This is a genomic window from Roseovarius sp. JB2-10 (assembly GCF_055693585.1).
In genome coordinates this window covers 1,320,066-1,337,000 of record NZ_CM146337.1, presented here as the reverse complement: position 1 = coordinate 1,337,000, position 16,935 = coordinate 1,320,066, and the positions used below count along the sequence as shown (strand labels likewise).

Sequence of the window (16,935 nt, the reverse complement as noted above, 5' to 3'; positions counted from 1 at the left end):
TCAGGGTGCAGGGGTTACCAGAGCTGCAAGCTCCGCGAATTTGCTGTCCGGTTCAAGCAATCGGTCACGCATGGACCAGAGATCGTTGATCCGGTCGCCGCCCAACATTTCGCCTGCCATATTTTGTAGTTTTTCCAATACCTCTTCATCGCTCATCGGTGCTTCCGGACCACCCCGGGCATTAACGTCACCCGAGTCTATTTCCCGACCATCCGTCAGTGTCACGGTGATGTCAGACCAACGCCCGGCCGGGAACCGCGTGCTGTGTCTTGGATCTTCTTCGGCCGTTATCTTTGCGACAACCGCAGCAACCGCTGCGTCCTTCAGCCCGCGACCCGAGATATGTTCCGGCGCGATGCGGCCATGCACCAACAACGTGGCCAAGGCAAAGTGCAGCGAGTATTGTGCCTGGCTGGTGGTATCCGGCATGCCCGCGTAAAGCCGCGCGGATTCTCCAAACGTCCGGACGTGAATATGGTCGACCTGTTCCGCTGCAATTTCTTCGGTCAGCATGAGGTGCCGCAGTGCGTCAATCGCACCATGCGCCCAACGACATACCGGATAGGGTTTGATGTAGTTCAGCGCGACGGTCCAAGTCTGACCCAAATCCGCCCAGATCGGCGCAACCTCAGGACTTTGTGCCGTTATCGCCGGTGCACCTTCGAACCCGCGCTGCGCCAGTAGTGCCGCCGAACAGCCGACCAACGCGCCCATCCCGGAGCCGTCATGCAGCATTGATGGGTTGTCGATCTCGCGCATCATTTGGCTGCGCGGACCGTGGTATTCGGCGATACCCAAGGCATGTCGCAACTCTTCGCGTGTCGACTGGTTCAAGCGACATCCTAATGCGGCGACACCCAAGGCATTCCACGCGCCAGACGTGTGGTAATCACTTACGGTCGCATGCAACGCAATGCCAGCGCGGGCCGCAACTTCGTAGGACATTGCAAGCGCCGTCAATGCTTCGCGCCCCGACAGGTCAGGCGTACGTTCCGCAAAGGCAAAGAGCGCGGGAACGACCGCGACACCGATATGGCCTTTGGTTGGGTTGTACCCGTCATGGCCATCCAGATTGTCGATCTGCGTGGCGGCCGCCCAGGCCGCACCCGGCAGGCTGACACGCCGCCCATCGAAAAGCATGCAAGCTGCATATCCGTATCCGCCCGCGGCGTGGAAATCAGAAGCAAAATCGCGCGCGATCTTGGACACATCCAGATTTACGGCCCCGGCAGCGACACCAAGCGTGTCGATCAGCAACGTCGCAGCAAACCTGAGCGCATCTTCAGGCACGACCAGATCACCGTCCAAGGCAAAGTCGGCAATCGCGTCAAATGTTGCCTCATCTGGCAGATCGGTTGTCATGACGGCAGCCTTTCAAACAGCTGACCAAATCCCGGTCTGGTTTGCGGAAGGCCAAGCAGGCCCAGCGTTTGAAACATCATCGCCTGATTGGAGGTAATAACCGGTTTGCCGATGGTCTGCTCCAGCCGGGCAATGACCTCAACACTGCGCATATCAGTGCATGACAGAACTACCGCCTCGGCCCGGTCGCTGTTTGCCCGAAGACCCAGATCGAAAACCGCGTCCGGGCTTAGCGCGCCCTGCCCTAAATTGCTGAGAACGCCCTCGACATCTGCGCGAGACACGGTCTGAACGCCAGACGATTCCAAAAAACCCACGGCGCGGTCATTGAGCACTGGCACATACGGCGACGCAAACCCGATCTGGGTGATCCCAAGCGCCGCCAATGCATGAAGCAATGCCCCGGCGGCTGTGACTGTCTTTGCTCCGCTTTGCGCCTTGATGTCAGCGGCCAGTTTTCTGTCAAAGCGTGTGCCATGGGACAATGTCGCAGAGGTACAGCCATACAAAATGACGTCAGGCTGCACGCCTTGAAGCAGTTTCAGAGGCTCATCCATATTTGCCGAACCAAGCTCGGCCATCTGGTTTTCGTCCGGTATTTCATCCTCGTCGTAGCCCCCGATCCGGGTAATATGAATTGAAAGCCCTTCGGGGGCGAGAAGTGCCAGGTCTTGTTCCAGATTACTGTTGGTAAATGGTACAAGAGCCCCGATGCGGGCGCGGCTGCGATGTGTCATGTGGAGGCCCCTTTCACCATCCAACCCTCAAGGAACTCGGCAACCAATGCCATGTCATCCGCGACGCCGATTGTCGCCCGCAGGCAGTGTGGCAATCCCACTCCACCTTGTGCTCGTAGGAAAATACCTTCCGCCCGGAGCGCTTGATCGGCGGCATACGCTTGAGCCGCAGATTTGAAGGCCAGAAGCGCAAAATTGGTAAAACTCTGCGGCACCGTCAGCCCAATATCCCGAATTCGTTGGGCAAAGGCCGTCTTGATGTTGGCGGTCATCTCACAGGTTTCGCGCATATAATTCTGATCCTCGAGAGCGGCCAAGGCCGCCGCCTGCGACGCAGCGCTGACGTTGTTGGGATTAAGCAGTTTTCTCAGTTCAGTCGCGACATCAACGGGAAACAGCCCCCAACCTACTCTCGCACCTGCCAGACCGTAGGCTTTTGAAAACGTGCGTAAAACCACCGTATTCCCAAGAGACACCAATCCAAAACTGGGCTCGCCAAGGTGATCCGCGAACTCTCCGTATGCCTCATCCACCACTAGCAGTATGTCATCGTTCATAGAATTCCGCAGGCGCGATATCTCTGACAGTGAAGTACGCGTGCCAGTGGGATTGCCCGGATTGGCCAAAAAAACCACGCGGGTTTGCGGCGTCACCGCTGCCAACAGGGCGTCCACATCCGCGACGCATTGGGTTTCGGGCGCAACCTGCCAGTGCGCACCGGTGGCACGGGTTGCCGTTTGGAAAAACGGATAAGCATGGGCAGGCGCCAATGCCGCGTCCCCCGGGCCAAGATAGACCTGAGCAAGGCAGCCGATCAAATCCAGCGAGCCATTGCCGAAGACGATCTGCCCCGCATTGATGACGTGTAGTTCAGCCAACGCGTTTCGCAATTCAGTCCAATCCGGGTCTGGGTATAGGTGATGAATGCGTGCTGATGCCTCTATGGCTTTGATGGCGTGGGGACTGGGCGGGCGCAGGCTTTCGTTTTGGCAAAGAGATATCAAACGCTTGCCTTCGGGCGCGGTTATATCCGCAAGCGCATATGCTTCCATTTCTGCAATGTGCGACCGGGGCGGGATCATGGCAGTTCCTCGTCTTGCGCTGCGTATACTTCCTTGGCGGCCTTCGCGCTGACCAGCCCATTGTGTAGATCGCCGGCAAGTGTTTCAGTCGCCCGCGCCTCGGGTGGGCCAAACCCACCCCCGCCCGGTGTTTCAAGGATCAAAGCAGATCCGGCTGGCACGCGAAATTCACCTTTGCTTGGAAGATCACAGCCGTCCGGCCCAATCCGCATGCGCCCGGCGCGGCCGGGTTTCCCACCATGGCGTCCTGCAGCCGGAAACCGAATGCGCTCCACGGACAGAAATGCGAGGAAATCTTCGTCAGTGGCAGATGAAATTTCGATATGTTGTCCCAGACCACCCCGTCGCTGACCAGCACCCCCGCTATCAGTCAAAAGTTCGCGTTTGGTGATTAAAACAGGGGCTGTTGCCTCGGTCGTCTCGACTTGGCTGCCCCATACGCCGCTCGGGAAAGCCGTGGCGGATAATCCATCCAAAGCCGGACGCGCGCCGGTGCCGCCGTTGTAAACCAACTCAAGCGCAAACTGCGTTCCACCATCCCGCGCAGCTTCCGGCGTATGTCGGAGCGGCACGTCATAGAGACACGAGGCGCCTTCCGCAGGCACCTGATCTGGCAAAGCTTGTGTGAGACACCCATAGACCAGATCTGGTGTCATTTGCCCAATCGAATGCCGCATCGCCACAGGGACGGGATGTTGCGCGTTCAGAATGCATCCCGGTGGGCCGATAACACGAAACGGCGCCAGTGAACCTGCATTGTTCGGAATGTCCGGCCCGATGATGCAACGCAGCGCGAAGACGGAATAAGCCGTTGCGTAATTGAGCGGCACATTGATGCCCTTGTCAGAACAGCCCGAGGTGCCGGCGTAGTCCAACAGGACATGATCGCCCGCAACGGTCAGTGTCGCGGCCAATTTGATCGGCTCATCGTATCCATCGACCATCAATTCGCTGGCGTATGTTCCGTTGGGAACTTCAGCGATGGCGTCCAGTGTCCCACGATAGGAGGTCTTGATAATGTAGTCCGAGAGCTGGTCCAGATCATCAATGCCAAATTCCTGCATCATTTCTGCCAGCCGAGTGGCACCGGTCTCACAGCAGGCAATCAGGGCATAGATGTCGCCTTCATTGGCGATCGGTTCACGCGAGTTGACCCGGACTATCTCCATCAAGAACGCATTGATCTGTCCCTGATCCAGCAGTTTGCAGGGCGGGATCATCAATCCTTCGTCAAAGATATCAGACCCTTCGGGCCCCATGCCCTTCCCACCCAAATCCGCCAGATGCGATGTACATGAGGTGAACCCAACCACGCGATTTTTGTGGAAAACAGGTTGCATCAACAGAAAGTCATTCAAATGCCCAGACGCCAGCCAGGGATCATTTGTCATGTATATGTCACCGGGCTTCATGTCCTGCACAGGGAACCGATCGCGAAGATTTTTGACCGCTTCCGCCATTGTGTTGATATGCCCGGGCGTACCGGTGACGGCCTGCGCCAACATACGTCCACGTACGTCAAATATTCCGGCGGAGATATCACCACTCTCGCGTACGATGGGGCTGAACGCAGCGCGGATTAACGCCTGCCCCTGTTCTTCAACGACGGCCAGTAATCTGTTCCACATGACTTGCAGGCGGGTTTTGGGGATCGCAGTCATTGCACCACCTCCGTACTTGCTTCAGTCGTCGACAGGTCCATCCCCTGCGTGCTGCGATTCAAAATGATGTTTCCACTGGCGTCCACGGAGGCCGAAAAATCAGCGCTGACATAGGTCGTTGTTTGAGGCTCAACGATCAGAGCTGGTCCTTCCAACATATGACCAGGCTTCAACGCGGATCGTTCATAGACATCCGCGTAACGTCGATCACCTGTCACATCGCAAAGGATGCGCTGTTTGCGCTGGTGCGGAGCGGCCGCAACAGATTTGTTTTCCGTCGGCGCGTCCGGCACGGTTTCTAAGGTTGAGACCTGAACAGACCAATTGAGAATTTCAACCACCATTCCGGGCACAGAACGGGAAAATTGCCGCGCATATTCCGTTTCGAATGCCGTTCTAAACGTATCTGTGTCACTTGGAATGAAATCCCGATCAGGCAGAGGGATTTCTATCTCATGGCCCTGTCCGTGATAGCGCATAAACGCCGTCCGGGTGCGGCGTAATTTCTGCGACGCGGCGCCTGCGCGGACAACTTCCGTGGCCTCGCGGATCATATCGTCGAAAAAGCTGTTGATTTTGTCGATATTCAACCCATCCAGGGTCGCATATCGGCTGCGCACAATCTCAAAGGATACGGGAGCGTATAGAAAACCAACCGCGGATCCGACCCCGGGATCGTGCGGAATCAAGATGCGTGAAACACCTGCCCGCCGCGCAACGCGCGTGGCGTGCAAGGGGCCGTTCCCGCCAAAGGCAATCATCGTGCGCGGCGCCAGGTCCTTCCCGGATTCAACGGCATGCATCCGACCGGCGCTTGCCATGCTTTCATCCACAATTTCCGATATCCCGGCGGCAACACCATCCACGTCCACGCCCATTGCCGCGCCGAGGTTTGTCTCCATCGCAGTTCTCGCCTTTGACACATCAATGGCCAATCTGCCTTCCGCGAAACTTGCGGGTTCGATCAGCCCTTGCACAATATCGGCATCCGTCACGGTGGCTTCGGTTCCGCCTTTGTCAAAGGCTGCCGGGCCCGGTTCGCTCCCTGCGCTTTTCGGCCCAACCTTCAGGCGACCCAACCGATCCACGCTTGCGATGGAACCGCCACCAGCACCGATTTCGATCATCTCCAGAACCGGAATGCGCACTGGCATACCAGATCCCTTGATGAACCTTTCGGCACGCGCAATCTCGAACCGTCGGGCACTTTGGGGGCGGAATTGGTCAATCAGACAGAGCTTTGCCGTGGTGCCACCCATATCGAACGACAGCACTTCCGGCAGGTTCGCCATTCGCGCGATGCGCGCCGCCAGAATGGCCCCACCAGCGGGGCCGGATCTCGACAAGACGGATCGGCAATTGCGCCGCGGTTTCCAACGTGGTCATGCCACCGCCTGCTGTCATCATCAGCACTGGGCAACCGACACCCTTTTCTTTGAATTGTGCTGAAAAATCCGAAAGATAGCGTGACATCAATGGCTGAATATATGCATTGGCGATCGTCGTGCAGAGCCGGTCAAATTCACGCGCTTCGGGGCTGACCTGAGACGAGATCGAAATCGTTACGTCTGGCAGATGAGCCATTATCAAATCGCGCAGTCGCTCTTCGTGATCGGGATTGGCATAAGAATGCAGCAAACAGATCGCAATTGCCTCGGCGCTGCTTGCGCTGATCTCCGCCACCAGTTCGGGTACGTCTCCTGCCGCAAGTGCAGTCAGTTCGCGCCCTTGGGCGTCCATTCGGCCTCCAATTGTAAATGCGCGTGACCGCGGCACCAACAGATCAGGTTTTTCGATATTGATGTCATACTGGCTGTGGCGGCGTTCATAGGCGATCTCCAGAATATCGCGGAAACCTTCGTTCGTGATCGTCGCAACCCGTGCACCTTGCCGCTCAATCAGGGCATTCGTGGCCAGCGTTGTTCCATGAATGAAACCGGTGATCTGTTCGAAGTGAGCACCAGCATCTGCCAAGGCCCGTTCGACACCGGCCATCGCGCCTTCGGTCGGATTGCCAGGTGTGGTCGGCGTCTTGCATGTGGCGATTACGTCGCCCTCGGCAGTCATCAAAACGGTATCCGTGAATGTTCCGCCGATATCAACGGCGACACGCAAATCGGGCCTTTTGGTCATAGGTGAGTTTCCGGAATGATCGAGAGGAAGGAATAGGTCGTGCCCCTATGGCACGCATAGCGATATGCAGCTGATCTATGTAACCAGATTGACCCGTTTTGCCCGGCGTCCGTCGCGGTGATCTCTAACCTGCGCGGTCAACATCAATTGCATTTCCTTTGATCTTGGGTCGACGCTGCGTTGCAATTGCGATTCTGTCAAGCATTCGCAAGGCTCGGATTTAAACTTTCAGCGTTGTGGCTTCGGTCCCTGTCGGGCCGACTGTCTGTGCAATCTTGGCCGCAAGGTTCGCCTGAGCCAGCGCGGCAAAGCGTGCGGGAACCAGCCCCAATTCGTTTTCGCGGGCAAGCAGCGTGAGTGTTCGGGTCATGCCCGCAACCGGCATCGGCACCACATCCAACGGCATCTGCTCGACAAAACCGTCGATCAGGAGCGTGGGCGTTAGAAATGTCACCCCCATTCCGTCCGCCACACAAGCGGTCACCATGCTGGACCGGTCCGCCTGAATGACCCTGGGCGCGCTCAGTTTCAGGCGTCGCAGATGTTGTTCCACCTGTCGTCCGACGCTAGTCGTATCCGCAAAACGGACCAGCGGCATTTCATCGAGTATTGCGCCAAGATTATCGCGCGGGCCACGATAGTTCTTTGGAAGAACAAGCAAAAATTGCTCTTTAAGAACCGGGTGACGTTCCAAACCGTCCATATCGTAAAATGGGTCTGAGGTGATGACGACATCGGCACGCTTGGTGCGCAAAAGCGTCTCGTGATCCCAGCTCAATCCCGCATGCAGCGACACATCCTGCACATTGAATTCGGTTTGTGCCATCGCGACCAGAGCAGGTGTCAGCGTGGTAGCAATAGATGCCAGAATACCGATGCGCAAAACGCTGATTGGATTGGCGCCGCTGTGGCGCATATGGGTCGACAGATCCTCAACCGCGTTCAGGATATCCACCGCGTGGCGATGCAAAAGCCCACCAGCCTGGGTCAGGCGCACCGGCCGCACGCTCCGGTCCAACAGCTGCACGTCAAATAGCCGCTCCAGCGTTGCAATCTGCTGCGAGGCGGCGGACTGCGTAATGCCGAGCAATTGTGCAGCCGCCGTCAATTGGCCTGTTTCGACGACGGCCACAAAGACTTCGATTGCTTTGACGAGATTGCTGTCGGTTCGGGGTCTTGTGGTCACATGCGTCCCTGCAAGGTAACATTATAAGAATTCCTAATGCTGTCCCAGGTGAATTGATTGCGCAAGTGGCTTGTGCCTAGCTGTTATCTGGCACAGGGGAGCAAAGAGTGGCCAGAGTTGGTTCCAAAAGACAACGAAAGGGCGTTCGCGCGCCTGAGCCCCGCGCGCCGTATCTCGACCGCAAGATAGGCACGTTCAACATCTTGTCCGAAGAAGGCCTTTGCCTGATTGAGGGTAACGCAGACCAAATTTTGCGCGACACGGGCATGGAATTTCGGGGGGACCCGGAAGTGCTGCAGATCTTCCGCGATGCGGGATGTGATGTTACGGGTGAACGCGTGCGATTTGATCCGGGGTTTTGCCGGCAGACGATCATGGCCACCGCTCCAAAGTCTTTTGCGCAGCATGCCCGTAACCCGATCAACACCGTGCAGATTGGAGGGGCAGCATCCGTTCTCTGCCCATCCTGGGGCCCTCCATTTGTGCAGGATCTGGACCACGGACGGCGCTACGCGACACACGCGGATTTTGAGCGCCTTGTCAAACTGCACCAAACCTTGCCATGGCTGCACCATTCCGGCGGCGTTGTATGCGAGCCCGTGGACCTGCCTGCAAACAAACGCCACCTTGATATGCTTTATAGCCATATTCGCTGGTCGGATCGGTGTTTCATGGGGGCCTTTATCGGCGCCGAACGCGCAAGCCATGCACTGGATATGGCGCGGATTTTGTTTGGGGATGGTTTTGTTGCCGAAAATCCGGTGCTTTATTGCGTGTCAAACACCAACGCCCCCTTGGTGATGGATGCGCACATGTCGGGCGCGCTCAAGGTTAATGCGCGCGCGGGTCAACCGGTGGCCTGCACCCCTTGGGTTTTAACCGGCGCAATGAGCCCCTGTACGGTCGCCGGCACGTTGGCACAGGTGCTGGCCGAAACCATGGCGGCCATGGCTTTGGCGCAATTGATCAACCCGGGCTCCCCCGTTCTGATGGGGTCATTTGCATCAACGATGTCGATGCAGTCGGGCGCACCCACGTTTGGGACGCCCGAAGCGGGGCAGATGGTGCTGGCCGCCGGTCAATTGGCGCGGCGGTTGGGCGTTCCGCTGCATACGGTTGGCACGTTATCCTCGTCAAAACTACCCGATGCCCAAAGCCAACAGGAAGGCACATGGGGGTTGATGATGGCCCTTTTTGCCGGGGCTAACGTGATCAACCATGCGACAGGCTGGCTGGAAGGCGGGTTGGTGACCGGGTTTGAAAAGACCATCATCGATGCTGATCTCTGCGGTAAGTTGTGCCGGTTTTTTGAGGGCATTGATCTGAGTGAAAACGCGCAAGCCATGGCCGCAATTGCAAGCACCGGTCCCGGCGCACATTTTCTCGGCTCGGATCATACCCATGAAAATTTCCTGACCGCCCTCTTCCGGCCAGAAACGCCTGATAACGATTCATTCGAACAATGGTCTGCAGGCGGCGCATTGGATGCAAGCCAACGCGCATATGCAATCTGGAAGGATCGTCTGGAGCGGTACGAAGACCCGGGTCTTGATCCGGAAATTGAAGCCGCTTTGCAGGACTACATTGCCCGGCGCAAGGCGGAAACGCCTGATATGGACTACTTCTGATGGGACACCGCATCATCATAGGTGGCGGCGTAATCGGTCTGAGCCTCGCCTATCACCTGGCCGCACGCGGCGAAAAGGAAGTGTTGCTCCTCGAGCGAAATCAATTGACCAGCGGCACCAGTTGGCACGCCGCAGGCATCGTTGGGCCCCTGCGGGCGACAGCCAACATGACCAAATTGGCAATGTACGCGATTGAGCTTTTCCCAAAGCTCGAAAAGCAAACTGGTATGGCCACTGGGTACCGCCAAACCGGGGGATACTGGCTGGCTCGACGGTCTGAGCGGATGGATGAGTTGCATCGAATTGCATCCCTGGGCGAACACCTTGGCCTGACAACGCGTATCATCGCGCCTAATCAGGTCCCCTTGCCCATGCTGGACCTATCGGGACATTCAGGTGCCTTGCATGTGCTGGAAGATGCCAGCGTAAATCCTGTCGATCTCTGCATGGCTTATGCCAAGGCCGCAAAATCAGGCGGTGTCGAAATTCGCGAAAACGCGGAAGTATCCGCGATTTTGCGGAAATGTGACACGGTGATCGGCGTTCGCATGGCCGATGGTACCACAATCGATGCAGAGCAGGTCGCGGTTTGCGCCGGTGCGTGGTCCAAGCCACTCTTGGATGAACTGAAAGTGGCATTGCCCCTTCAGGCGGTTGAACACATGTATGTCGTCACCGACGTTATCGCAGGTTTGCCCAATCCCATGCCCGTACTGAGGGACATGGACACAGGTATTTATGTCAAAGGGGATGCAGGTCGGCTGGTGATCGGGGGCTTTGAACCCAATGCCAAATGCTGGGATGCTTTTGGTCCGGAAAGCGACCGGCCTTTTCTGGAATTGCCTGAGGATTGGGACCAGTTTCAGCCCTTTATGGAAGCCGCGCTCGATCTGATCCCCGGATTAAAAGATGCAGGTATTCAACGGTTCATGAACGGGCCCGAAAGCTTCACGCATGACACCAGGCCACTGGTTGGTGCCGCACCTGATATCGACAACCTCTATGTCGCGGCAGGCATGAATTCAGTGGGTGTGATGTCATCGGCGGGCATTGGTCGAGCGCTTGGTGATTGGATGGTGGACGGCGCACAACCGATGGATTTGTGGGAAGTCGATATCGCCCGCGTTGATCCGAGGGCTGCACAGCCCGCACACATGGCCGCGCGCATGACAGAAGCCGTTGCCGATTTGATGGACATGCACTGGCCGTTCAAACAACCCAAAGCCGCGCGCGGTTTAAGGTCTTCTGAATTGCATGATCAGTGGGCCCGAGAAGGCGCTGTTTTTGGCCAAACAGCCGGGTGGGAACGTGGTCTTTGGTATGCGCGCGACGCCAGCGAACGCGATCTACCCTACAGTATTGGCCCACAGGCATGGCAACATATCATCGACCGGGAAGTAGCCCAGATGGAAACCGGCTGTGTCATGATCGATTTGTCCCCCTTCGGCAAATTCGATCTCTCCGGACCGGATGCCCTGCCAGCCCTGAATTCAATCGCCTGTGCGCAAATGGATGTTCCTGTCGGACGGGCGGTCTACACACAATTTTTGAATGATGCAGGCGGTATCGAAGCAGATGTCACTGTGCGCCGGGTGGATGCCCAAAGCTTCCAGATCACGTCCGGTGCCGCGACGAGGTGGCGGGATCATGCACTGCTGCGGAGGGCAACCAAGGGTCAGCAACTGACGCTCACGGACAGAACCGAAGACATCGTCGTGATCGGTGTCATGGGCGCAGCCGCATCAAGGGTATTGGGGCATATCGTCGGTGCCTCATGGACACCAAACGCCTTTTCCACCAGTCGGACCATAGCGATCTCTGGTGTTGTCTGTCAGGCCACGCGCCTGAGTTATGTGGGTGAGCTGGGATGGGAAATCAGCATTCCTACCATCCACGCGGACATTGTGTTTGATGCCTTGATCCAGGCAGGCGCACAACCGATGGGGCATTATGCGGTGGATGCGTGCCGGATAGAGAAAGGTTTTCGTCATTGGGGACATGACATTGGCCCTGAGATCACACCGCTGGAAGCCGGGTTGGGATTTACCATTGATTGGGAAAAGAATGTCAGGGGTAGGCCTTCGCTGGAAACGCAAAAATTGCAGGGTGTAAGGCGCCGGCTGGTCTTGATGGATGTCGAAAATCACCCTTTGATTTTGCATGATGAACCCGTGGTGGAAGCGGGTAAGGTTGTCGGACTGACAACCTCAGGCGCCTACGGCCCCCGGACAGGGCTCACACTAGCGTTGGCGCTGATCGACATCGCACAAGGCGAAACTCTGACCCAGACCTGCACGCGCACATTCAGGATCAGAGTTGCGGGAACGGACTATACGGCGCGCGCGTTGGCCAAGCCTGCGTTTGATCCGACCGGTGAAAGGATGCGCGGATGAGTGATGCGCAGGTTGTGATCATTGGCGGCGGCGCGATGGGTGTTTCGCTCCTTTACCATCTGGCAAAGGCCGGATGGTCCGACGTGGTTCTGGTGGAAAAAAACGATCTGACCCATGGCTCGACCTGGCATGCGGCGGGCCTGTGCACACACTTTGCGCATAACGCCACGATCCAGGAATTGCGGGCAACCTCTGTACGGCTCTATCGCGACATCCTGCCCGAAGAGACCGGGCAGAGCTGCGGGTTTCATCCTTCGGGCGCCATGCGGATCACCCGCAATCCGGATCGTATGGATGAGTTTCGGCATGTAGCAGGGCTGTCTGACTTTACAGGCTACCCGCTGGAAATCCTGACGCCCGACAGGATTGCCGAACTGCATCCTTTGGCGACGTTGGACGGTTTGCTGGGCGGTATTTTTGAACCGGATGACGGTCATGTCGATCCCACACTGGCAACAAATGCAATGGCGCAGGTGGCGGTCAAAAATGGCGCGCGTATTCAGCGGTTCAACCCGATGCATGCCATCCGTCGCGAGGGTGATGGGTGGGTCGTCGAAACCGCCAAGGGCACGCTACGCAGCCAGCATATTGTGAATGCCGCGGGCACCTGGGGGTGGGAGATTGGATACATGATGGGCCTCAACATCCCATCCGTCCCGGTTTTGCATCAATATCTGGTCACAGACCGGGTGCCGGATGTGGCGGATCGCCAACAAAACGGCATGCCCGAATTGCCCATAATCCGCGACCCGGAAGAAAGCTGGTACGTGCGTCAGGAACGCGATGGTCTGATCCTTGGACCCTATGAGGCCGATGCGCAGGTTTGGTCAGTGGATGGGGTACCGCCAGAATTTGGCGCAGATTTGATGCCGCCTGACTTGGACCGTGTCGAACATATCGTCGAAGCCGCGATGGCGCGTATCCCGGCGCTCAGCTCCGCTGGCGTGAAAACGGTTATAAACGGCCCCATAACCTTCACACCAGACGCCAATCCGTTGATCGGACCGGCGCATGGGCTGGATCATGCGTGGCTTCTGACTGGCTCAAGCATGGGGGTTATGGAGGGCGGCGGCGCTGGCTGGTTTCTGGCCCATTGGATGACCCATGGCGCGCCGCCTATGGACGCTCTGGCCGTGGACAGCAGGCGATTTGGCGCATGGGCGGACCGCGATTACCGTATCGCCAAGGCGGTAGAGTGTTTCGGTTTGCAATTCGGCGTGCATTACCCGTTTGAAGAAAGACCCGCCGCGCGCAACAAGCGCATATCGCCATTGCATGACCTCATGGTGGAACGAGGCGCGGTGATGGGGGCAGCACATGGATGGGAAAGACCCAACTGGTTTTCGACCACCGTTGGGGATGAGGCCACCCATAGTTTCAGACGGACAAACTGGTTCGACGCCGTTGCGCATGAGGTCCAAACCGTGACCAACACTGTCGCACTGGCTGACTTATCCGTGTTCTCCAAGTTTGACATCACGGGTCCGGATGCCCGGCGCTTTGTTGAAACACTGGGCGCCAATTCCGCCCCGTCGACGGGACGCGTCGGCCTTTTGCATGCCCTGACACCTGCCGGGGGCGTTCAGTCGGAATTCACGGTTGCGATGCTGTCCGACACGCATGCCTATCTGACATCTGCCGCAGCGGCGGAAGAGATCGATCTGGACGCCCTGAAATCACACGCCGCTGGATTGGATGTACACGTCACAAACCAGACCGAAGCGCTCGCCGTTATCGGCATTATGGGTCCCAAATCTCGTGACACCCTCTCCAAGGTCACGCATATCCCCAATGATTTCAATTGGCTAAATGTGCGATCCATCCAGATCGCTGGCCACGCCATATGTGCATTGCGTGTGTCTTATCTGGGGGAATTGGGATGGGAATTGCACCTGCCAGCAAGCGCAGCGGAAAAGGTGTTTTTGTCTCTCGAAAACGCAGGGCAGTCATTTGGCATCGGGTGTTGCGGCGCGTTTGCCGCCAACTCCTTGCGGCTGGAAAAGGGCTACCGGGCATGGGGCGCTGATCTGACGACCGAGCGCACACCAACCGAATGCGGTGTCGGCCATTTGGTCAACCCAGGTGAACGTGATTTTGTTGGGCGCGACGCGATGAAAGAGCGCGATGCACGTGATGACTGGCGCTCAGTTTTGTTGGAAGTCGCGGCGAAGGATGTGGACCCGTTTTATGCACATCCGGTTTATGAAGAGGATGAACCGATTGGCATCGTGACGTCGGGTGGGTTCGGGCACCGGACCCAAAAATCTATTGCCCTAGCACTCCTCCGGCGGCGGCCCACAAAGACACTCAGCATCGGATTGCTTGGACATCGGATCGCTGTCGAAATCTTGGATGAAGCGCCGTTCGACCCTGAAAACAAACGCCTGAAAGCATGATCTGAAAGGGACCCTTACAAATGACACAGCATGCGCCCTTGGCCACAAGTTGGCAGTTGGATGAGATCGCAGACCTGCGGGACACTTATTACGCGGCAAGCCAACAGAAGTTCGTGCCCTTCGCGGAGCCTATCGCGTTCCGAAAAGGCGAAATGCAATATCTCTGGGACACGGACGGCACCAAATATATCGACCTGCTTGGTATGAATGTGTGTGTTTCCGTTGGGCATTCCCACCCGACAGTTGTGGCCGCTGCAACCGCACAGGCGCAGGAACTGACCCATTGCACCACGATGTTCTACCATCCCACTCCGGCACATCTGGCGCAGGAGCTGGCCGCCACCATGCCCGCTGGCCATGACTGGGTGGTGCATTTCACCAATTCGGGCTCGGAGGCGGTGGATCTGGCGATGACTATTGCGCGCACGTTCACAGGTCATCTGGATATGCTGGCCTTGCGTTCCGCCTATCACGGGCCCACCAGCGCCGCGCAATCTGTGACAGGCATTAGCGGGTGGCGGCATCCCGGCATGCCCGGCAATGTCGCGTTTGTGCCCGAACCCAACCAGTACCGCGGTATTTTTGGCGAACGGGCCGGAGCGGCGCCCTATCTGGAAGAAATCGAGCGTGCGTTGACGTTCGAAACCACCGGTCGGGTTGCAGGCATGATCGTCGAAAGTGTTCAGGGCTATGGCGGGATTATCGAAATGCCCCCCGGATACATGTCCGGCGCGGCTGAGCGGGTGCGCGCCGCAGGCGGGCTCTATATTGCAGATGAAGTGCAATCCGGGTTTGGCCGGACCGGTGATCACATGTGGGGTTTTGAGGCCGATGGCGTGGTGCCGGATATCGTTGTGATGGCCAAGGGCATCGGTAACGGTTTCCCCTTGGGCGCCGTTGTGACGCGCAAGGAAATCGCGGCGCCCATGGCCGAGAAATTCATGTTCCACACCTATGGTGCCAATCCAACGGCATGCGCTGCTGGACGCGCGGTGTTGCAAGTGATCCGTGAAGACAATGTGATGGATCATGCTAAAACGGTTGGTGCAGCCCTGCTGGAGCGCTTGAAGGAATTGAAGAAACGGCATGCCGCCATTGGGGATGTCCGCGGGCGTGGATTGATGCTTGCCATCGAAATGGTCAAGGACCGTGAGACCAAGGAACCCGATGCAGAGACCACCGCCGCCGTGTTCGAGGCGACGCGCGAAAGTGGCCTAATCCTGTCGAAATCAGGGGCCTTCCGATCCTGTCTGAGGATGGTTCCGCCGATGTGCCTCTCTTTGTCCGATGTTGATCAGGTCGCCGAAGGATTGGACCAGGCATTTCGTGGCATCCGGCGATAAATCCCGACAAGTTGAGATGTTAAGGCCACCGTAACACCTGATCGGTTACCCATTGGGTCGGGTGAGATAAAAGGTGGTGAGTTATGAGTGCGCAAGGAAATCTGGCGCCAGTCATCATCAAGAAGAAAAAGGTAGTGGGCGGTGATGGGCACCATGGGGGTGCCTGGAAAGTTGCTTACGCTGACTTCGTTACGGCGATGATGGCCTTTTTCCTTTTGATGTGGCTGCTGAACGCGACAACGGAAAAGCAACGCAAGGGTATTGCGGATTACTTCAGCCCTACGATTCCGATCAGTCGGATCTCGGGTGGCGGTGATGGCAGCTTTGGTGGCGACAGTGTATTTTCCGAAGAGACATTGCTTCAAAACGGTACAGGCGCAACCAACCAGCGCCCAACCGAGGCCCATCAAGCCCGCGGTGAAATGGGGACATCCGAGGATGGTGGGCGAGATTCGGCGGCGAAAGCTGCAGAAACATCCGCACTGCAAGAAGTTGAAGAAATTTTCACAGGACGGGCTGGCGAAAGCACCATTTCGGAGGCTTTAAGGCGCCATGTCACAACACGCCTTACCGATGAGGGCCTGATTGTTGATATCTTTGACTTGGAAAACGAACCGTTGTTTGAGGTCGGAACCAATACACCGACCCCATTGATGACGGAAATCGCCTCACTCTTGGCTCAGGCGTCGAAAATGGTTGAAAACCACATTGCCGTTGAAGGTCACACACGGTCAGAACCTGTGCCATTGTTGGTCAATCCGGTTTGGGATCTGTCCATGTCGCGGGCACAACAAGTTCGCATCATGATGCAGTCTGCGGGCGTGGAAGACGCGCAAATGCGGCGGGTCACCGGGTATGCTGATCGAGAACCGGCGGTGCCGAATCCAATGGCGATCCGCAACAACCGGCTCGAAATCATCTTCCTGAGATCCGACCAATGAGGAAATACAACGCATTTTATCTGTTAGCGCGCTGTTAAACGGACGGCCCTACACCTGAGCATCGATAACAATT

At 57.2% G+C, this 16,935-nt stretch carries 12 protein-coding genes; 5 read left to right on the top strand and 7 right to left on the bottom strand.

Going from position 1 to position 16,935, the window contains the following annotated elements; translation table 11 throughout:
* From ACZ1HJ_RS06675 to ACZ1HJ_RS06645, 7 genes are all read right to left on the bottom strand, one after another.
* The gene (locus ACZ1HJ_RS06675; protein ID WP_472721530.1) at nt 1–1,362 is read right to left on the bottom strand and encodes an MmgE/PrpD family protein; all 1,362 of its coding nucleotides are present in this window, start codon (nt 1,360–1,362) and stop codon (nt 1–3) included.
* Nucleotides 1,359–2,099 carry a maleate cis-trans isomerase family protein gene (locus tag ACZ1HJ_RS06670; RefSeq protein WP_472721529.1) on the bottom strand — a complete coding sequence of 247 codons (741 nt, stop codon included), beginning with the start codon at nt 2,097–2,099 and terminating at the stop codon, nt 1,359–1,361. The genes ACZ1HJ_RS06675 and ACZ1HJ_RS06670 overlap by 4 nt, the downstream gene beginning before the upstream one ends.
* Nucleotides 2,096–3,181: a pyridoxal phosphate-dependent aminotransferase gene (locus tag ACZ1HJ_RS06665; protein WP_472721528.1), complete on the bottom strand. Its 1,086-nt coding sequence runs from the start codon at nt 3,179–3,181 to the stop codon at nt 2,096–2,098. The genes ACZ1HJ_RS06670 and ACZ1HJ_RS06665 overlap by 4 nt, the downstream gene beginning before the upstream one ends.
* A complete protein-coding gene (locus ACZ1HJ_RS06660) occupies nt 3,178–4,842 on the bottom strand; it encodes a hydantoinase B/oxoprolinase family protein (RefSeq protein ID WP_472721527.1) in 1,665 nt (554 codons plus the stop codon). Before ACZ1HJ_RS06660 ends, ACZ1HJ_RS06665 begins: the two co-directional genes overlap by 4 nt.
* Entirely contained in the window at nt 4,839–6,134 is a 1,296-nt protein-coding gene (locus ACZ1HJ_RS06655; RefSeq protein WP_472721526.1) for a hydantoinase/oxoprolinase family protein, read from the bottom strand. The genes ACZ1HJ_RS06660 and ACZ1HJ_RS06655 overlap by 4 nt, the downstream gene beginning before the upstream one ends.
* Nucleotides 6,067–6,975: a hydantoinase/oxoprolinase N-terminal domain-containing protein gene (locus tag ACZ1HJ_RS06650; RefSeq protein WP_472721525.1), complete on the bottom strand. Its 909-nt coding sequence runs from the start codon at nt 6,973–6,975 to the stop codon at nt 6,067–6,069. Before ACZ1HJ_RS06650 ends, ACZ1HJ_RS06655 begins: the two co-directional genes overlap by 68 nt.
* Before the next feature lie 220 nt (nt 6,976–7,195).
* The gene (locus ACZ1HJ_RS06645) at nt 7,196–8,161 is read right to left on the bottom strand and encodes a LysR family transcriptional regulator (protein WP_472721524.1); all 966 of its coding nucleotides are present in this window, start codon (nt 8,159–8,161) and stop codon (nt 7,196–7,198) included.
* A gap of 107 nt (nt 8,162–8,268) precedes the next feature.
* Between ACZ1HJ_RS06645 and ACZ1HJ_RS06640 the strand changes: the two genes are divergently transcribed.
* From ACZ1HJ_RS06640 to ACZ1HJ_RS06620, 5 genes are all read left to right on the top strand, one after another.
* On the top strand, nt 8,269–9,789 hold the full coding sequence (locus ACZ1HJ_RS06640; RefSeq protein WP_472721523.1) for a trimethylamine methyltransferase family protein: 1,521 nt from the start codon (nt 8,269–8,271) through the stop codon (nt 9,787–9,789).
* Nucleotides 9,789–12,182: a GcvT family protein gene (locus ACZ1HJ_RS06635; RefSeq protein WP_472721522.1), complete on the top strand. Its 2,394-nt coding sequence runs from the start codon at nt 9,789–9,791 to the stop codon at nt 12,180–12,182. Before ACZ1HJ_RS06640 ends, ACZ1HJ_RS06635 begins: the two co-directional genes overlap by 1 nt.
* On the top strand, nt 12,179–14,578 hold the full coding sequence (locus ACZ1HJ_RS06630; protein ID WP_472721521.1) for a GcvT family protein: 2,400 nt from the start codon (nt 12,179–12,181) through the stop codon (nt 14,576–14,578). Before ACZ1HJ_RS06635 ends, ACZ1HJ_RS06630 begins: the two co-directional genes overlap by 4 nt.
* Before the next feature lie 20 nt (nt 14,579–14,598).
* On the top strand, nt 14,599–15,921 hold the full coding sequence (locus ACZ1HJ_RS06625) for an aspartate aminotransferase family protein (protein ID WP_472721520.1): 1,323 nt from the start codon (nt 14,599–14,601) through the stop codon (nt 15,919–15,921).
* A gap of 83 nt (nt 15,922–16,004) precedes the next feature.
* Nucleotides 16,005–16,862 carry a flagellar motor protein MotB gene (locus tag ACZ1HJ_RS06620; protein WP_472721519.1) on the top strand — a complete coding sequence of 286 codons (858 nt, stop codon included), beginning with the start codon at nt 16,005–16,007 and terminating at the stop codon, nt 16,860–16,862.
* Nucleotides 16,863–16,935 lie beyond the last annotated feature (73 nt).

Coding starts and splice junctions, on each gene's coding strand:
- ACZ1HJ_RS06675 (WP_472721530.1), bottom strand. CDS start 1,362: ATGACAACCGATCTGCCAGATGAGGCAACATTTGACGCGATTGCCGAC.
- ACZ1HJ_RS06670 (WP_472721529.1), bottom strand. CDS start 2,099: ATGACACATCGCAGCCGCGCCCGCATCGGGGCTCTTGTACCATTTACC.
- ACZ1HJ_RS06665 (WP_472721528.1), bottom strand. CDS start 3,181: ATGATCCCGCCCCGGTCGCACATTGCAGAAATGGAAGCATATGCGCTT.
- ACZ1HJ_RS06660 (WP_472721527.1), bottom strand. CDS start 4,842: ATGACTGCGATCCCCAAAACCCGCCTGCAAGTCATGTGGAACAGATTA.
- ACZ1HJ_RS06655 (WP_472721526.1), bottom strand. CDS start 6,134: ATGGCGAACCTGCCGGAAGTGCTGTCGTTCGATATGGGTGGCACCACG.
- ACZ1HJ_RS06650 (WP_472721525.1), bottom strand. CDS start 6,975: ATGACCAAAAGGCCCGATTTGCGTGTCGCCGTTGATATCGGCGGAACA.
- ACZ1HJ_RS06635 (WP_472721522.1), top strand. CDS start 9,789: ATGGGACACCGCATCATCATAGGTGGCGGCGTAATCGGTCTGAGCCTC.
- ACZ1HJ_RS06630 (WP_472721521.1), top strand. CDS start 12,179: ATGAGTGATGCGCAGGTTGTGATCATTGGCGGCGGCGCGATGGGTGTT.
- ACZ1HJ_RS06625 (WP_472721520.1), top strand. CDS start 14,599: ATGACACAGCATGCGCCCTTGGCCACAAGTTGGCAGTTGGATGAGATC.
- ACZ1HJ_RS06620 (WP_472721519.1), top strand. CDS start 16,005: ATGAGTGCGCAAGGAAATCTGGCGCCAGTCATCATCAAGAAGAAAAAG.